The sequence below is a fragment of the Janthinobacterium sp. GW823-FHT06H09 genome, from assembly GCF_058794735.1.
The window spans coordinates 131,322-149,291 of the sequence record NZ_JBXAHC010000014.1 but is presented as its reverse complement, the minus strand read 5'-3'; the positions used below and the strand labels follow the sequence as shown (position 1 = coordinate 149,291).

Below are 17,970 nucleotides of genomic sequence, written 5' to 3'. Positions count from 1 at the left end.
AGGCTTGTTATTTGAAGCAACAGCCTTTGGCTGTGGTTTCTTGAGAAAAACCCGATCAGCAATGGTCGGGTTTTTTTCGTCTGGTGGTTTTGCGGGGTGCTGCGGGTGGTTGTCGGCTGACGCTGCGCTAAGCCGACCTACGCCGGCCTGCGCCGACGGACATCGGCCGACATCGACCAAACCAGGTAGGTCGGATTAGCGCGCAGCGCGTAATCCGACAACATTGTTGGTATCGTGGGATCAGCTACCGCGATAGGTCGAGTATGACCACGGCGATACCACCAGCGGCACATGGTAGTTCTCATCCGTATGCGCAATGCCGAAGGACAGGGTCACCAGATCGATGAAGCGGGGCGAGGGCAATTCCACGCCTTGAGCGGCGAAGTAGTCCCCTGCGTTGAACACCAGCTCATACTGGCCCGCCTTCATGCTGTCGCCTTCCAGCAAGGGTGAACTACAACGGCCGTCGCTATTGGTCATATCCATCTTCAATAACACTTTGCCTTCCGGCGCGACTGAAAACAGGGCCACCTTGACGCCGGCTCCCGGCCTGCCGTGGGCGATATCGAGTACATGCGTGCTGAGTTTTCCCATTTGCTATCCTGTATATAGGGTGAGTGAATGTGCTTATCTTGCAAATCATATACCTGCATCAGCGGCTGGCTATATGATTGGGCATATAACCAACATTGTCTCCTATAGGCGAGCCACCGCATGAGTACTTATGAAAATTATCCGCGCGATTTGATCGGCTATGGCCGCACGCCACCTCACCCTCAATGGCCGGGAAAAGCCCGCATCGCCCTGCAATTCGTCCTCAATTACGAGGAAGGGGCGGAAAACAGCGTGCTGCATGGCGATGCCGCCTCGGAAACGTTTTTGTCGGAAATGATCGGAGCGGCGGCTTTTCCTGCGCGCCACCTGAGCATGGAGTCGATTTATGAATACGGTTCGCGCGCCGGATTATGGCGCTTACTGCGCATGTTCGAGGAGCGGCGCCTGCCGTTGACCGTGTTTGGCGTCTCGATGGCCCTGAAGCGCAATCCCGAGGCGGTGGCCGCCTTCCAGGAACTGGGCCATGAAATCGCCTGTCATGGCTTGCGCTGGATTTCCTATCAAAACATGGATGAAGCGACGGAGCGCGAACACATGCGCGAGGCCGTGCAGATCATCCGTGAATTGACGGGGGCCGCCCCGCAAGGCTGGTACACGGGGCGCGATTCGCCAAATACGCGCAAACTGGTGGTCGAGCATGGCGGCTTCCGCTACGACGCCGATTATTACGGCGATGACCTGCCATTCTGGGAAAAAGTGGCGTACACGGATGTGGCCGGCATGCCGGCCATGCAGCCCCAGCTGATCGTGCCTTATACCCTGGACACGAACGACATGCGCTTTGCCGCCATGCAGGGTTTTAATTCGGGCACACAGTTTTTCGATTATCTGAAGGATGCCTTCGACGTGCTGTATGCGGAAGGCGATCCGAACGGCTTGAACCAGCCCAAGATGTTGTCCGTGGGCCTGCATTGCCGCCTGGTGGGGCGGCCGGGACGGGCCGCGTCGCTGGCGCGCTTTCTCGACTATGTGCAGCGCCATGAGCAAGTGTGGATCACGCGCCGCATCGATATCGCCGAACACTGGCATGCGACGCATCCCTACATTGCCTGAGAGTGTCTGATAAGTATTGATATTGGATGATAAGTAAAATCAGTCTTTGCATATAGTTGTCCCATATGCCGGTGTTAATCTCCTATACTGGGACTATACCGAGGCCAGCATGTCAGAACCGATCCGCTTTTACTACCGTGGTGCCGTACAGGAAGTACGCAACGCCGCCCCTACGCAGACTGTGTTGCAGCACCTGCGCGAGGATTTGCATTGCACGGGCACCAAGGAGGGCTGCGCCGAGGGCGATTGCGGCGCTTGCACCGTCGTCATCGGCAGCCTGGTGGACGGCCAGGTCGAGATGAAGGCCGTCAACGCCTGCATCCAGCTCACGCCGACGCTCGATGGCAAGGCCCTGTTTTCCGTGGAAGACTTGCAACAGCCCGACGGCGCCCTGCACCCGGTGCAGCAGGCGATGGTCGAGTGCCATGGTTCCCAGTGCGGTTTTTGCACGCCCGGTTTCGTCATGTCCTTGTGGGGCATGTATCTGCAGAAAAACGGTGAGACGCCCACGCGCTGCGAAATCGACGATACGCTGTCGGGCAATCTGTGCCGCTGCACCGGTTACCGGCCCATCATCGACGCGGCCAGGCGCATGGGTGAGTTGCCGCATGTCACGTTTGATCGGGATGCCGTGGCGCAGCAATTGCAGGCGCTGCAGCGCGGCAGCCTGAGCACGTATGAACATGGCGGCCAGCACTTCCATGCGCCGCGCAGCATCGACGAATTGGTGGCGTTGCGCGCCGAAAAGCCGCAAGCCTGCCTGTTGGCCGGCTCCACCGACGTGGGCCTGTGGGTGACCAAGCAACTGCGCGACCTGGGCGACATCATTTATGTGGGCAATGTTGCCGCGCTGAAAACCATCGGCATCGTTGACGGCAAGCTGCAGATTGGCGCAGGCGCCAGCCTCAACGATGCGTATGCGGCGCTGTGCGAGCATTATCCGGAAGAGTTGTCGGAACTGTGGCAGCGTTTTGCTTCCTTGCCGATCCGCAACGCGGGTACTTTGGGCGGCAATGTGGCCAACGGTTCGCCCATCGGCGACTCGATGCCGTGGCTGATCGCGTTGGGCAGCGACATCGTGCTGCGCGGCCCGGCCGGGCAGCGCATCATGCCGCTTGAAAAGTTCTATTTGGGCTATCAGAAGAAAGACTTGCAGCCCGGCGAATTCGTCGAAGCCGTGCGCGTGCCCTTGCCCCGCGCCGAGGTGCATTTCCGCACGTATAAACTGGCCAAGCGCTTTGACCAGGATATCTCGGCCGTGTGCGCCGCGTTCGCCTTCCAGCTCGATGGCGAGCGTATCGTCGATGCACGCATCGCCTTTGGCGGCATGGCGGCCACGCCGCAGCGTGCTGCGCAAACGGAAGCGTTTCTGCGGGGACAGGCGTGGACGGAAGACAATTTACTCATCGCCATGCGCCTGCTGGCCGACGATTACGCGCCCCTGTCCGACATGCGCGCGTCGAACACCTACCGCATGACGACGGCGCAAAACCTGTTGCGCCGCTTCTGGCTGGAAACCCGTCCCGGTGCGCCATTGCCACCGACGTCCCTCAACGCCTACGCTTGCCGCGCCTGAAAGGACCCGCATGAACCATCCTGTCACGCCCGAATTGCAAGCGGCCGCCTGGGCCGCCGTGGGCAAGCCCAGCCCCCATGAATCGGCGCAATTGCATGTACTGGGGCAAGCCACCTACACGGACGATATCGCCGAATTGCAAGGCACCTTGCACGCGGCGCTGGGCCTGTCGCAAAAGCCGCACGCGCGCATCACAGCCATGGATTTATCGGCCGTGCGCGATGCGCAGGGTGTCGTCGCCGTCTACACGGCGCAAGATATTCCCGGCACCAACGATTGCGGTCCCATCATCCATGACGATCCCATCCTGGCTGCTGACCTGGTGCAATACGTAGGCCAGCCCATCTTCATCGTGGTGGCCGATACGCATGACCATGCGCGCCGCGCCGCCCGCCTGGCGCAAGTGTCCTATGACGAGTTGCCCGCGATCATGACGCCGCAGGCGGCCAAGGCCGCGCAATCGTATGTGCTGCCGCCCATGCAGCTGACACGCGGCAACTACCAGGCCGCGTTCGAGAAGGCGCCGCATGTGGTCAAGGGCCAGCTGTATGTGGGCGGCCAGGAACAGTTTTATCTGGAAGGACAGATTTCCTACGCCATTCCGAAGGAAGCGCAGGGCATGCTGGTGCTGTGTTCGACCCAGCATCCGAGCGAGATGCAGCACGTGGTGGCGCATGCGCTGGGCGTGCATTCGCACAATATCACCGTCGAATGCCGGCGCATGGGCGGCGGTTTCGGCGGCAAGGAATCGCAGTCGGCCCTGTGGGCGGCGGCCGCATCGATTGCGGCGTCCAAACTGAAGCGTCCCGTGAAACTGCGCGCCGACCGCGACGATGACATGCTGGTGACGGGCAAGCGCCACTGTTTTTACTATGAATACGAAGTCGGTTACGACGACGATGGCCGGATCCTGGCCGCCAAGGTCGACATGACCACGCGCGCCGGCTATTCGGCGGACTTGTCCGGCCCCGTCGCCACGCGCGCCGTCTGCCACTTCGACAACACCTATTATTTGTCCGACGTGGACATCCGCGCCGCCTGCGGCAAGACGAATACGCAGTCGAACACGGCTTTCCGGGGCTTCGGCGGGCCGCAGGGCGCCATCGCCATCGAGTACGTGATCGATGAAATCGCCCGCCATTTGCAACGCGATGCGCTCGATATCCGCCTGCTCAATTTCTATGGCCGCAACGATGCGGAAGGGCGCAACGTCACGCCGTACGGGCAAAAAATCGTCGACAACGTCATCCATGAGCTCGTCGCGGAACTGGAAGAGAGCAGCGACTACCGCGCGCGCCGCCGCGCCATCGATGCGTTCAACGAGGCCAGCCCGGTCTTGAAGAAGGGGCTGGCATTCACGCCCTTGAAATTCGGTATCGCCTTCAACGTCACGCATTTGAACCAGGCCGGCGCCCTCGTGCACGTGTATGTGGATGGCTCCGTGCTGGTCAATCATGGCGGCACGGAAATGGGGCAGGGAATCAATACCAAGGTCATGCAGGTGGTGGCGCACGAGCTGGGACTGGACCTCGAATGCGTGCGCGCCACGGCCACCGACACCAGCAAGGTGGCGAACACGTCGGCCACGGCGGCATCCACCGGCGCCGACCTGAATGGCAAGGCGGCGCAGGATGCGGCGCGCCAGATCCGCGAACGTCTGGCCGATTACGCGGTCAAACTGTACGGTGGCGACGCTGGCACTGTGCGCTTCTTCGACAACCATATCCACGTCCATGGTCACGTCGTGCCGTTTGCCGAGCTGGTGCAGAAGGCGTATCTGGCGAGAGTGCAATTGTGGTCCGATGGTTTTTATGCCACGCCCGGGCTGTCGTGGGATGCGAAAACGATGACGGGCCATCCGTTTTCCTACTATGCCTATGGCGCGGCCGTGGCCGAAGTGGTGGTCGATACCCTGACGGGCGAGTGGAAACTGCTGCGCGCCGATGCCTTGTACGATGCGGGCCAGTCGCTCAATCCCGCGATTGATCTGGGGCAAGTGGAAGGCGCGTTTATCCAGGGCATGGGCTGGCTGACGACGGAGCAGTTGTGGTGGAATGCGGCGGGCAAGCTGATGACGCACGCGCCATCGACCTATAAAATTCCCGGCATTTCCGATTGCCCGGAAGATTTCCGTGTGAAACTGTTCCAGAACCGCAATGTGGAAGACAGTATCCACCGTTCCAAGGCCGTGGGCGAGCCGCCGTTATTGTTGCCGTTTTCCGTGTTCTTCGCCATCCGCGACGCCATTTCCAGCGTGGGTCACCACACCGTGCAGCCACCGCTGAATGCACCGGCCACCAGCGAGGAAATCCTCAAGGCGGTCATGGCCGTCCAAGCGGCGCATGTCGGTGCCTAGGAGAAGAAGATGAGCGACTGGCTGACAGCGATGGACAATGACACGCAGGCATCCGTGCTGGTGACGGTGGCCCTGGTCGAAGGTTCCGGGCCGCGCGAGGCGGGCGCGAAGATGCGCATCACCCTCGATGGCCAGGTCGACACCATCGGCGGCGGTCACCTGGAATTGCGCGCCGTGGAAATCGCCAAGACCATGCTGGCCACGGGCGATACCCGCGTGCGGTTCGAACGTTTTGCGCTGGGCCCCAGCCTGGGCCAATGCTGCGGCGGCGTTGTTTATCTTGCCTTTGAACCTGTCGATGCCAGCTTGAACGATGTATTATCCGCCTTGCGCGAGCGTCGCCAGCAGGACAGCTGGCGTTTGACGGCGCTCGATGGCGAACCCGCCTCTGCGCTGTTCGATGCTGACGGTCGCTTGATCGCCGGCACGCCAGGCCAGGCGCCCGATACGTTTTCACGCGAGCGCGCAACCCATGTCGCGCAGGGGAGTGAAGGGCGGCGCTGGCTGGTCGATCGCTGCCTGGCGCCGCGCGCCCATCTGACCCTGTTCGGCGCCGGCCACGTGGGCGCGGCCATCGTGCGCGCGCTGGCCCACTTGCCCTGCAATGTCACCTGGGTCGATGAACGCGAAGACATGTTTTCCGCAGCGTTGCCTGCGGGGTTGCCCGATAATGTGCGCATCGCCGCCACCGACACGCCCGAGGAATTCGTTGCCATGGCGCCGCCTGGCGGCAGTTTTCTCGTCATGACGCATAGTCATGCGCTCGATCAACGCTTGACGCAAGCCATCATGGAGCGCGAGGATGCGGGCTGGTTCGGGCTGATCGGTTCGCACACCAAGCGCAAGCAGTTCGAGCACCGGCTGCAGGCGCACGGCGTGCCGGACGAGCGCATTGCGGCCATGGTGTGTCCGATCGGCATGCCCGGCATCCGCAACAAGGCGCCGGCCGTGATCGCCGCCTCCGTTGCCTGTCAATTACTGATGGTGTGGGAGGAAGCGGCCGCGGCCGCCTTGGCCGCACCGCTGCGGCTGGCTTCTGCCGGCGCGCCACCGCGCCGCCGGACACGCGCCGCCATTCATCCGTTATAGAAAGAAGTCATGCCGATTGTTCCTGCCACATTGCGAGCCTACCGAGCCAGCTTGCTGCACTTCCACGCCGATCCCGCTTTTAATGAGGATGCGCACGCCTGGCATGCGGATGGCTTGCTGATCGTGGCCGACGGCAAGATCGTCGCGGCCGGCGATTACGCGCAGCTGCAAGCCACTTTGCCGCCTGGCACCGAGATCGTCGATTACCGGGACAAGCTGATCGTGCCGGGTTTCATTGATACCCATCTGCATTTCCCGCAGACGGAAATGATCGCCTCGCCCGCGCCCGGTTTGCTGCCATGGCTGGAAACGTACACCTTCCCTACCGAGCGCGCGTTTGAGAATCCCGAGCATGGGCGCGATGTCGCCGAGTTCTTTCTCGATGAACTGCTGCGCTGCGGCACCACGACGGCCATGGTGTATGGCAGCGTGCATCCGCAATCGGTCGATGCCTTCTTTGGCGCCAGCGAGGCACGCGGCTTGCGCATGGTGGCGGGCAAGGTCATGATGGACCGCAACTGCCCCGAGTTCCTGCGCGACACGGCCGAGTCCGGCGCACGTGAAAGCGAGGAATTGATACGCCGCTGGCACAAGCACGGCCGCTCGCTGTATGCGATCACGCCCCGCTTCGTGCCGACATCGACAAATGAACAGATGCACCTGGCGGGCGAGCTGGCGCGCGCCTATCCGGATACCTATCTGCAAACCCACGTGTCGGAAAACGAGGATGAATGCCGCTGGGTGCGTGAACTGCATCCGCAGGCGCGCAGCTACCTCGATGTGTATGACCACTACGGCATGCTGCGCCCGCGCGCCATGTTCGGCCACTGCATCTGGCTCGATGAGCGCGACCGCGCGCGCATGGCTGAAACGTCCTCGGCGGCCGCCATTTGTCCTACATCCAACCTGTTCCTCGGTAGCGGCCTGTTCGATTTCGAGCGGGCCGACGCGGCGCGCGTGCTGCTGTCGCTGGCGACGGACGTGGGCGGCGGCACCTCGTTCTCGATGTTGCAAACCATGAACGAAGCCTATAAAGTAGCACGCTTGAAAGGCAGCTACCTGCCTGCCTTGCGCATGTTTTACCTGGCGACCCTGGGCGCCGCGCGCGCCATGCAGCTGGAAGGCACCCTGGGCAATTTCACGGCAGGCACGGAAGCGGACTTCATCGTGCTCGACAAGCAAGCGACGCCGCTGCTCGAGCGCCGCACGGCTGGCTGTCAAAGCCTGGAGGAATTGCTGTTTGCCTTCGCGCTGCTGGGCGACGACCGCGCCGTGGCCGCCACTTATTCAGGCGGGCAATGCGTGCATGTGCGGGGGCAGGGCTGACCTACCCGTTGTTCAACACGAATTATCCTGAGCGAGAACGCGAATGCACAAGAAACTCACTGGCCTGGCGCTTGGCGCCGCGCTGGCATTGACCGGAACGGCGCAAGCCGCCAAGGCCGTGGCCACTCCGTCTTCCAACGAAGCGGCCACGGCGCGCCATTTTGCCGCCCTGGTGTCCGGTGCACAGCCGAAGACAGCCGAGTTGAGCCTGTTCTTTTCCATGATGCCCAAGGGCGGTGATTTGCATCACCATTACTCGGGCGCCATTTATGCCGAGCAATTTCTCGACTGGGTCGACAAGGAAAACTATTGCGTCAACAAGACAACCTACCGTATCGAAAGCAACAAGGACGTCGTGGCGGCCGAGCGCGCCAAGCCGGCCGCACAGCGCAGCTGCCTGTCGTCCACGGAAGTGTTTGCCGATGCGGGCCTGTATGCGGAATTGCTGCAGCGCTGGTCGACCAAGGATTTCTATAACCACGGCGCCATCCAGACGCCGCCGGACCGTACCTTTTTTGACACCTTCGGCTACTTCGGTCCCGTGGCATCGACGAATACGGCCGACGGCCTGAAAACCCTGAAGCAGCGTGCCATCGCGGAAAACCTCAGCTACATCGAGACGATTTTCGAGCTGTCGCCCTTCGTGCAAAACGCGCAGTTCGACCAGCAAGTGCTGGCGCCGGGCTTGCCGCCGGCCGCGTTGCAAGCGCTGCTGGCCAAGTGGACCGCCAGCCTGGACCAGGACGCCAGCTTCCAGAAAAGCATCACCGCCTACAACGACAATGTGAACGCCAGCAGCGCCGGCATCGACGATGCGCACTTCACCATGCGCTACCAGGCGTATGTGTTGCGTTTCCTGTCGCCATCGCAAGTGTTCTCGTCCATGGTGGCCGCGTTCAAGGCGGCCAGCCTCAATCCGCTGCTGGTGGGCGTGAACATCGTGGGCCAGGAAAGCGTGAACGTGTCCATGCGCGATTACAGCTTGCACATGGAAATGTTCAAGTTCCTCAAGACAAAATATCCGAACGTCAAGATCGCCCTGCACGCGGGCGAGCTGGCGCTGGGCATGGTGCCGCCGGAAGGCATGGCTTTTCATATCGCCGAAGCCGTCGATGTGGCGGGCGCCGACCGTATCGGCCACGGCATGGATATCGCCTACGAGCACAATGCGCTGGCGACCATGCAAAAGATGCGCGAGCGGGGTATCCCCGTGGAAGTGAACCTGACCAGCAACGATTACATCCTTGGCATCAAGGGCCAGGCGCATCCGGTCACCCTGTACCGCAAGTATGGCGTGCCGTTCGTGATCTCGACGGACGACGCGGGCGTGTCGCGCAACACCTTGTCGAATGAATACGTGCTGTTTGCCAGCCAGTACAAGACCGATTATGCGGAAATCAAAAAGCTGTCGTATAACAGCCTGCGCTATTCCTTCCTGGCGGAAGCGGACAAGCAGCGTTTGCTGAAAGCGCTCGATGCCCGTTTCACCCGGTTTGAAGCGCAAATTGCCGCGGCCGACAAGGCAGGCAAGAGCGGCAAACCGTAAGTTACGCGACGTTCCCAACTGATACTCTCAGGGCGGCCGGATCTTCCGGCCGTTTTCCATTTCTCCCCTCCCTTTCTTGCAATGTGTTTTTGTTAATGTTGTGGCGGCCATGCGACACAATTAACAGCAGATACACGACTTTATCCAATTTCCTGGATGAATCAATTTCAAGTACATATTGCTCATTTATAATCTCGCGCCATAAGCCCGAACGCTGTCAGCACGATATCAATCCAGCTAGTTACCCCATGCTATTTATATTTTAAATATATAAATATGTAAAAAAAATCGTATTTGTCATCCATTTTTTGATGATGCATAGTGAGATGAAGATGATATTAAAAAGTCACAATTCATCTGGGCGATATCGTAAGAAGATGGGTATTTGCAGTAAATAAAGGTGAGATGCAGAGTGAAACAAACAGTCGCGCAGCTAAATGACGACATTCTTCTGCATTTTGCCGCCGTGTCACAGTCTTGAAATATTTAACAATTACACTCGCGGCTTGCCATGTTGGCCGGCTAAGCATGTGGGATGAATGACACAGGTGCTAGCGCCCTGGATCATACGGATCGGTAGCAGTTTTTTTCCACCGTTATTGTCTGGATATAAATAGTTGTGATGTGTGGAGCGGCGTTTTGTGATGGTCTTGTCAGGACCGCAGCCAGTCCCGCCGGCGTAACAGTTGCAGCATCGTAAAGAGGAGATCTTGTGTTTGTGTTGCTGTGCGGCGCAGCCGGACGGTGGGCAATCCAGGATGTTCAAAAATAATAGTCTTTTCTGGGGTTAAAGATGATCAATCACAAGCGACTTCGGCTAACGCAAATCGCGTTCAGCCTGTCTATTGCACTGGCGGCGGCACCATCGTTCGCACAGAACACTACGTCTTCCATCGGCGGCCGTATCTCGGCCACCGACGGCAAGCCGGCAGCTGGTGCCACCGTTACCATCGTGCATACCGAATCGGGTTCCGTCAGCAATGTGACGACCGATGCGGAAGGCCGCTACGTCGCCCGCGGCTTGCGCGCCGGCGGTCCATACACCATCACCATCACCAAGAATGGTGAAGTGGAAAAACGCGAAGGCGTGTACGTGCAGCTGGCGGAAACAGCCAATGTGGACGCGACCCTGGGCGCCCAGATGCAAACCGTGAACGTCACGGGCACGGGCGCACGCGCACAGATTTTTAACCGCAGCAACATGGGTGCGGGCACCAACATTGGCGCGAACGAATTGGCCATGCAGGCGTCGATCCAGCGCAATCTGCAAGATTACGCCCGTTCCGATCCGCGTGTTTCTCAAACGGACAAAGAGCGCGGCGAATTGTCCGTTGCCGGTCAAAACTCGCGCTACAACTCGATGACCATCGATGGCGTGGCCGTGAACGATACGTTCGGCCTGGAATCGAACGGCAGCCCGACGGCCAAGCAGCCGATCTCGATCGATGCGATCCAGTCGGTGCAAGTGAACGTCGCCAACTACGACGTGACGCAAAAAGGCTATACGGGCGCCAACATCAATGCCGTGACCAAGTCCGGTACCAATGATGTCAAGGGCAGCGTCTATTATGTGTTCCGTAATGACAGCATGGCCGGTGACCGTTACGACAACGTCAAAGACAGCTATTACGCACCTGCGCCGTTCCGCGAAACGACCAAGGGTGTTTCCGTCGGCGGCCCGCTGATCAAGGACAAGCTGTTCTTCTTTGCCAACAAGGAAAAGCTGGAAAGCACTCGCACTGCGCCAAACTTTGGTCCCATTGGCAGCGCGATGACGAACGTCGGTATTACCGAGTCCGCTATTGCCGCTTTACAGACGATTGCCAAGGATAAGTACAACTTGCCAGTCGGTACCACGGCCGTCCCCGCAGGCACGAAGTTGACGGTAGATGATGTCTTGCTGAAACTGGACTGGAACATCAACGACAACCATCGCGCGATGGTTCGCTACTCCAAAACCGATCAATCCGAGCCGATGTTTACCGGTGTATCGGATAGCGGCATCGCCTTGAACTCGGCCTGGCGCTCGCAGGAAAAGTCGATCGAAACCATCGTCGGCCAGTGGTTTGCCGACTGGACGCCAAATTTCTCGACGGAATTCAAAGTATCGTCGCGCGACTATGAAAGTCTGCCGAAGAACAATTCCACCCTGCCAACCATGTCCCTCAAGTTTACGGGGGATGTGCCGGCAGGATCGCCTGCAGGCGTGTCGACCAAAGACCGCTACCTGAACTTTGGTACCGACCAGTCGTACCAGTTCAACGTCTTGCGCACCAAGACCAAGGATGCCTACCTGGGCGCCAACTGGGCCTTGGGCGATCATGAAGTCAAGTTCGGCACCGACTTCAGCAAGAACGATGTCTACAATGCGTTCCTGCAGAACATCAACGGCAACTACACCTTCGGCTGTATCAATAATGTCGGATACTCGTTTGTCAAACCGAACCCTGACGGCAGCACTACTTTCAACTGCAACAGCTCGGCCGCTCTTCAGGAACAAGCCGTACTGGAAAATTTCCGTACCGGACGCCCGAGCTCTTACCAGGTGCAAGTACCGTTGCCAGGTGGCTCGCTGGAAAACGCCATTGCTGATTTCAGCCTGAAAAACTATGGCTTCTTCGCTCAGGACGTATGGACCGTCAACAAACAGTTGACCGTGCAGTATGGCGTGCGTGTCGACAAGGCCGGCATCAGCGACCGTCCGCTGTATAACGCTGCTGCGGCTGCACCTATGGTGGCTGCCAACGCGCAGACGGGCAAGGCACAAAGCGGTGGTTTTGGCCTGAACAATACGCAAACCATCGATGGTCAGACACTGTGGCAGCCACGTGTGGGCTTCAACTACAAGTTTGACAGCGCCCGTCCTACCCAGTTGCGCGGCGGCGTCGGCCTGTTCCAGGGCGCGGCAGCCACGGTCTGGATGTCGAACCCGTTCGCCAATCCTGGCGTGGCAACCCGTATCGTCGGTTGCGGCACCAGCGGCTTCAAGGCTTGCCCATCGGTAGGTGGCTTGTTCAATCCTGATCCGAACACCCAGCCGACGAACTTCCCTGATGCCGCCCCTGCAGCCAACGTCGACTTCCTGTCGCCTAACCTGCGCCAGCCATCGATCTGGAAGGGCAACCTGGCATTCGAACATGAGTTGCCATGGATGGGCCTGGTTTTCGGCGCGGAATACCTGCGCACGCAAAACAAGGATGCCATTTACTATGAGCATCTGAACCTGGGCGCGGCGACGCGTACCGGTACCGATGGCCGTGCGTTGTACTATTCGAACACTGCCTACAATACGAACTGCTGGACTTCCACCGGTGGCTTGTCGTCGACCAATGCGGGTTGCGCGGGTTCCTTCGCCAAGGCACTCAAGAACCCTGCGTTCAACAACGTCATGGTTGCGCAGAAAACGGACAAGGGCGCGGGTAATCTGGTGACGCTGTCGGTCAGCCAGCCGATGACCAAGGGCTTTGGCTGGTCGGTTGCCTACACCTATACGGATGCAACGGAAGTGTCGCCGCTGACCTCGTCGGTATCGACATCGAACTTCAACGCCCGTTCGATCTTCAATCCGAATGAAAACGTCGCCGCCAATTCCGGCTACCTGGTGAAAGACCGCTTCAATGCTGTGTTGAACTTCCAGAAACGCTTCTTCGACAACTACAAGACCAGCTTCGGCCTGTTCTATGAAGGCCGCAAGGGCAAACCATACAGCTGGACCTACAGCAATGACTTGAACGGTGACGGCGTCAGCGGCAATGACTTGATGTATATCCCATCGAAACCAGGTTCGGGCGAAGTGGTATTCCGTGGCGATACGGCAAACAACCATGCCAACGAAGATCGTTTCTGGGCATTTGTTAACGCAAACGGCGACCTGCGCAGTTCGAAAGGCGGCGTGGTGAAGCGTAACGACAGCTTCTCGCCTTGGACCAACAGCTTCGATATGCGTGTCAGCCAGGAAGTCCCAGGCTTCTTCAAAGGCAACAAAGGCGTGTTCACGATGGACTTCTTCAACGTGGGCAACATGATCAACCGCAAGTGGGGCCGTATCAATGAAATGGCTTTCCGCTCGGCTGGCGGTCAAACGCGTAACTTTGTTGATTTTGCCGGTCTCGATGCTCAAGGTCGCTACATCTACCAAGTGCGTGACAAGGTAGAAGACTACACCGTGCGTCAACAAAAGGGTGAGTCCCAATGGGCGATCCAGGCGACGGTCAAGTACGAGTTCTAATCTCGACGCTTGATTGACGTTCCGAACGGCTGGTGGCGACACCGGCCGTTTTTTCGTTTATGTTGTGCTTTCTGGTAATACTCTGATGGGCTTGCGGCGCACGGCGTCCCCCCGGATGAGACGGCTTTTTTGAATACTGATAACCATGTGGGGACCATGAAACATCATCCGACACCACTGGCCGCCGCGGCGGCCCTGACTGTGCTGCTGGCCGCCTGTGCCACGCCTCCCGCGCCTAGCGCGACGCCCATCGATATCAACCTGGTCGCCCTGAACGACTTCCACGGCAACCTCGACCGCAGCAAATTCACCTACACGAGCGCCGCCGATGCCGGGAGCAAGACGGTGCAGGCGGGCGGCATCGATACCCTGTCCGGCGCATTGACAGCGTGGCGCCGCGAAGATGCGCAGCTGATTTTTGTCGGCAATGGCGACCTGGTCGGCGCCAGCCCTGCCATGTCGGCGCTGTGGGCGGACGAACCGAGCATCGTCGCCATGAACATGCTGGGCATGAAAGCCAGCTCCGTCGGCAACCATGAATTTGACCAGGGCAAGGCGGAATTGCTGCGCCAGCAGCGCGGCGGTTGCGAGTCCTCGCGCGCCGACAAGGCCTGCAAGTTCACGCCCGACTTCAAGGGCGCCAGCTATACCTATATGGCGGCCAATGTCATCGACACGCAGACGGGCAAGTCCCTGCTGCCCGCCTACCGCATCGAAGAGGCGCATGGCGTCAAGGTGGGCCTGATCGGCGCCGTGCTGAAAGATACGCCGTCCGTTGTGACGGCCGCCGGCATTGCCGGCCTGCAGTTCGGCGATGAGGCCGACGCCATCAACGCCACCTTGCCGCAACTGCGCGCGCAGGGCGTGGGCGTGTTCGTCGTGCTGCTGCACCAGGGCGGCGAGACGAAGGAAGCCGTCGACCAGCCCGACTGCAGCCACCTGAAGGGCGAAGTGGTCGACGTGGTCAAGCGCCTCGACCCGGCCATTCAACTGGTCATCAGCGGCCATTCGCACCAGGGCTATCTGTGCCGCGTCGAGGGCCGGCTGGTGACGCAGGCACAGATGGGCGGGCACATGTTGACGCGCATCAAACTCAAGGTCGATCCCGTCAAGAATGCCGTTGTTGATGCCAGCGCGCAAAACGTCGTCATGTTGCCAGGCATGTATGAGCCGGACCCTGCCGTGGCAGCCTACCTGGAATCGGTCAAGCAGCGCAGCGCGGCCGAATTGTCGCGCCCCGTCGCCGCCATCGCCGTGCCGAACGTGGGCCGTAGCACCAAGGGCGGCGGCGCTTCCGCGCTGGGCGACCTGGTGGCCGACAGCACCCTGTTCGGTGCACGCGCTGCCGGCGCGCAAATCGGCCTGATGAACAATGGCGGCATCCGCAAGGACCTGGAAGCGGGTGCCGGCCTGATGACGAATGTGGGTCAGAACCAGGCAGTGGTGCCGTTTGGCAATACGCTGATCGTCGTGAGTTTGTCCGGCGCGCAAATCCGCACCTTGCTCGAGCAGCAATGGCCGGGCGCCGAAGCGGAGGAGAACAATCTGCTGCAAGTGTCCGAAGGTTTTACTTATCGCTGGGACAGCACGCGGCCGCAGGGCCAGCGTGTGCTGCCGGGCAGCATCATGCTCAATGGTATTCCTCTGGAAGACAATCAACAATACCGTGTCGCCGCCAACAGTTTCCTCGCCGGCGGCGGCGACCGCTTTACCGTGCTGGCGGCCGGCACGCGCCGTCTGGACACGGGCGTGCGCGACATCGACGCCTTCAGCGATTACCTGATCGCCCGCGCGCGGGCCGGCAAGCCCGCTGGCAGCGCCACGGCGGCGGGCCGCATTGTGCGCGTCAAATAATCTACAAGGAATAACCATGCGTCATTTATCTGTTTCCCTGCTCGTCACTACCCTGTTCACGGGCACGGCCCACGCCGATTTCACGATACCCGGCTTTGAGCTGGTGCACACCTCGCCCGTGGAAACGAGCTTGACCAATCCCGACCTGCGCGAGCCCGTCGCCGTGTGGAGCGAGCTGTTCGATTCGGCCAAGAAAGAGATCGTCATCGCCCAGTTCTATGCCGTCAGCAAACCGGGCACGGCCTTTGAAAAGGTGCTGGCCAGTTTGACGGCCGCCGGCCAGCGCGGCGTAAAGATCCGCTTCCTGCTGGACCAGAAGGGCGTGGGCCTGTCGGAAGCGGCGACCATCGCCCGCATCAAGGCGATTCCCAACCTGGACTTGCGCCTCATCGATTTCAATAAAATCACGGGCAACGGCATCGTGCACGCGAAATACCTGGCCGTCGATGGTGAAGTCGCGTACATCGGCAGCCAGAACTTCGACTGGCGCTCGTTCGAGCACATCCATGAAACGGGCTTGAAGATCACGGAACCCGCCATGGTGGGCCAGGTGCAGGCGATTTTTGAACAGGATTGGCAAGCCCAGGCGCTGACGTCGCAAGGCAGCCGCGCCACGGTGCTCAACAGCAAGGTCGTGCCGGCCAATTACGCGCAAAACGCTTTCCTTCTGGCCAGCCCGAACGCCTACAACCCGGCCGGCGTGGGCGACTCGGAAACGGGCTTGCCCGCCCTGCTGGCGGAAGCGAAAAACGAAGTGCGCATCCAGTTGCTCGACTATGCGCCGCTGTCGTATGGCCCGAACCGCACGCGGCCGTACTACGCCGTGATCGACAACGCCGTGCGTGCGGCCGCCCAGCGTGGCGTCAAAATCAAGCTGATGGTGTCCGCCTGGAATACGGAAGCGCCCGCCATCGCCTACCTGAAAAGCCTGGCCCTGGTGCCGAACGTGGAAATCCGCATCGTGACGATTCCCACGGCCTCGACGGGTTTCATCCCGTTTGCGCGCGTGATCCACAGCAAGACCATGAGCATCGATGGCAAGCTGGCCTGGGTCGGCACGAGCAACTGGGCGGGCGGCTATTTCGATTTGTCGCGCAACCTGGAAGTGGTGCTGCGTAACGATGCCATGGCGCAGCGCATTGCCGCGCTGCATGAGCAGACGTGGAGCTCGGCGTATGCGCAACCGATCGACATCAACAAGCGGTATCCGAAGCCGGCGAAAGCCACGCCGCAAGCAAAGGAATAAGCATGAAGAAACTATTCTGCGTGCTGGCGCTGGGCGCCGCATTCGCTTCCAGCAATGTGCTGGCCTGGGGCAACGATGGCCACCGCGCCGTGGGCGCCATTGCCGATCAATTGCTCAAAGGCAGCGCGGCCCAGGCTCGGCTGGAGAAATTGCTGTTGCCGGGCGAAAGCCTGGAAAAGATCGCCAACTGGCCCGATTGCGTGAAGGGCACGTATTGCGGCCCGCAATCGCCGGAGATGTTGAGCTATGTGGCGGCGAATCCCAAGCATGGCGAATATCACTACACGAACGTGCCTTTTCAACATGCGCATTACCACGACCATGGCGTGGGCACGGCCGATGACGATATCGTGCAGACGCTCAAGCGGGCGATCCTGGTGTTGCAGGGCAAGGCCGATGCGGCCAGCAATCCGCACGGCTTCAGCCAGCGCGAAGCCTTGATCCTGATCACGCACCTGGTGGGCGATATCCACCAGCCGCTACATGTAGGCAATGCATTTCTCGGCAAGGATGGCCAGTTCTTCGTGCCCGCCACGCAGGCGCAGATCGACGACGTGGCCATCTTCAATGCGCGCGGCGGCAATGACTTGCTGCTCGACGATGCGAAGATGACGGCCTTGTCGGATGCCGTGATTCCCGCGCCGCTGCCGGCGGAAGCGGGCGATGCCAAGCCTGCCAGCAGCTATCCGAAGTCGCCCACCAGGCCCCTGCATTCGTACTGGGACACGACCGTGGTCGATTACGCCATGCGCCGCCTCAGCACGCGCACGCCGCAGCAGTTCGCGCGCACCGTGATCGCCAGCGCGCCCGTGGTGAGCGCCAACAGCGGCGACCCCGCCACCTGGCCGTATCAGTGGGCCGATGCCGCGCTGGCGGCGTCAAAGCTTGCTTTCACGGATGTGGTGGCTGGTCCCGCCACGCAGCAGACCAGCCGCAAGGGCGAGGTCTACAACGTCTGGACCCTGACGGTGCCGGACAATTACCCGGTACCGAGTTCTGCGCTGGCGAAGCAGCAGCTGACCGAGGCGGGCTATCGCCTGGCCGCCGTGCTGCAGGCGATTTGGCCACAGTAAAGATGTCA

The 17,970-nt window shown here is 60.3% G+C and carries 11 protein-coding genes; 10 read left to right on the top strand and 1 reads right to left on the bottom strand.

Annotation, left to right across the window (positions count from 1 at the left end; genetic code table 11):
- Window positions 1-240: 240 nt before the first annotated feature.
- Complete coding sequence (uraH, locus tag AC1Q6X_RS22625) at window positions 241-594, bottom strand: hydroxyisourate hydrolase (RefSeq protein WP_034785620.1); 354 nt, start codon at window positions 592-594, stop codon at window positions 241-243.
- A 120-nt stretch (window positions 595-714) separates the two neighbouring features.
- On the opposite strand from uraH, the gene puuE reads away from it, so the two are divergent.
- From puuE to AC1Q6X_RS22575, 10 genes are all read left to right on the top strand, one after another.
- Window positions 715-1,668 (top strand): allantoinase PuuE, encoded by a 954-nt coding sequence (puuE, locus tag AC1Q6X_RS22620; protein ID WP_492498448.1) that lies wholly within the window; start codon window positions 715-717, stop codon window positions 1,666-1,668.
- A 109-nt stretch (window positions 1,669-1,777) separates the two neighbouring features.
- A complete protein-coding gene (gene xdhA, locus AC1Q6X_RS22615) occupies window positions 1,778-3,244 on the top strand; it encodes a xanthine dehydrogenase small subunit (RefSeq protein ID WP_492498447.1) in 1,467 nt (488 codons plus the stop codon).
- Window positions 3,245-3,254: 10 nt separating this feature from the next.
- The gene (gene xdhB / locus AC1Q6X_RS22610) at window positions 3,255-5,600 is read left to right on the top strand and encodes a xanthine dehydrogenase molybdopterin binding subunit (RefSeq protein ID WP_492498446.1); all 2,346 of its coding nucleotides are present in this window, start codon (window positions 3,255-3,257) and stop codon (window positions 5,598-5,600) included.
- A 9-nt stretch (window positions 5,601-5,609) separates the two neighbouring features.
- Window positions 5,610-6,689 carry a xanthine dehydrogenase accessory protein XdhC gene (gene xdhC, locus AC1Q6X_RS22605; RefSeq protein WP_492498445.1) on the top strand — a complete coding sequence of 360 codons (1,080 nt, stop codon included), beginning with the start codon at window positions 5,610-5,612 and terminating at the stop codon, window positions 6,687-6,689.
- A 9-nt stretch (window positions 6,690-6,698) separates the two neighbouring features.
- Entirely contained in the window at window positions 6,699-8,015 is a 1,317-nt protein-coding gene (guaD, locus tag AC1Q6X_RS22600; RefSeq protein WP_492498444.1) for a guanine deaminase, read from the top strand.
- Window positions 8,016-8,058: 43 nt separating this feature from the next.
- Entirely contained in the window at window positions 8,059-9,561 is a 1,503-nt protein-coding gene (locus AC1Q6X_RS22595) for an adenosine deaminase family protein (RefSeq protein ID WP_070311908.1), read from the top strand.
- Window positions 9,562-10,354: 793 nt separating this feature from the next.
- On the top strand, window positions 10,355-13,789 hold the full coding sequence (locus tag AC1Q6X_RS22590) for a TonB-dependent receptor (protein WP_492498443.1): 3,435 nt from the start codon (window positions 10,355-10,357) through the stop codon (window positions 13,787-13,789).
- Between the two features lie 156 nt (window positions 13,790-13,945).
- Window positions 13,946-15,643, top strand: coding sequence for a bifunctional metallophosphatase/5'-nucleotidase (locus AC1Q6X_RS22585; RefSeq protein ID WP_492498442.1), 1,698 nt, complete (start codon window positions 13,946-13,948; stop codon window positions 15,641-15,643).
- A gap of 16 nt (window positions 15,644-15,659) precedes the next feature.
- On the top strand, window positions 15,660-16,889 hold the full coding sequence (locus AC1Q6X_RS22580; RefSeq protein ID WP_230506678.1) for a phospholipase D-like domain-containing protein: 1,230 nt from the start codon (window positions 15,660-15,662) through the stop codon (window positions 16,887-16,889).
- 2 nt (window positions 16,890-16,891) lie between these two features.
- The gene (locus tag AC1Q6X_RS22575) at window positions 16,892-17,962 is read left to right on the top strand and encodes a S1/P1 nuclease (protein ID WP_230506677.1); all 1,071 of its coding nucleotides are present in this window, start codon (window positions 16,892-16,894) and stop codon (window positions 17,960-17,962) included.
- The last annotated feature ends 8 nt before the right edge of the window (window positions 17,963-17,970 follow it).

Bases quoted from the DNA above. Each gene is read 5' to 3' on its own strand.
- uraH (WP_034785620.1), bottom strand. From the start codon at position 594: ATGGGAAAACTCAGCACGCATGTACTCGATATCGCCCACGGCAGGCCG.
- puuE (WP_492498448.1), top strand. From the start codon at position 715: ATGAGTACTTATGAAAATTATCCGCGCGATTTGATCGGCTATGGCCGC.
- xdhA (WP_492498447.1), top strand. From the start codon at position 1,778: ATGTCAGAACCGATCCGCTTTTACTACCGTGGTGCCGTACAGGAAGTA.
- xdhB (WP_492498446.1), top strand. From the start codon at position 3,255: ATGAACCATCCTGTCACGCCCGAATTGCAAGCGGCCGCCTGGGCCGCC.
- xdhC (WP_492498445.1), top strand. From the start codon at position 5,610: ATGAGCGACTGGCTGACAGCGATGGACAATGACACGCAGGCATCCGTG.
- guaD (WP_492498444.1), top strand. From the start codon at position 6,699: ATGCCGATTGTTCCTGCCACATTGCGAGCCTACCGAGCCAGCTTGCTG.
- AC1Q6X_RS22595 (WP_070311908.1), top strand. From the start codon at position 8,059: ATGCACAAGAAACTCACTGGCCTGGCGCTTGGCGCCGCGCTGGCATTG.
- AC1Q6X_RS22590 (WP_492498443.1), top strand. From the start codon at position 10,355: ATGATCAATCACAAGCGACTTCGGCTAACGCAAATCGCGTTCAGCCTG.
- AC1Q6X_RS22585 (WP_492498442.1), top strand. From the start codon at position 13,946: ATGAAACATCATCCGACACCACTGGCCGCCGCGGCGGCCCTGACTGTG.
- AC1Q6X_RS22580 (WP_230506678.1), top strand. From the start codon at position 15,660: ATGCGTCATTTATCTGTTTCCCTGCTCGTCACTACCCTGTTCACGGGC.
- AC1Q6X_RS22575 (WP_230506677.1), top strand. From the start codon at position 16,892: ATGAAGAAACTATTCTGCGTGCTGGCGCTGGGCGCCGCATTCGCTTCC.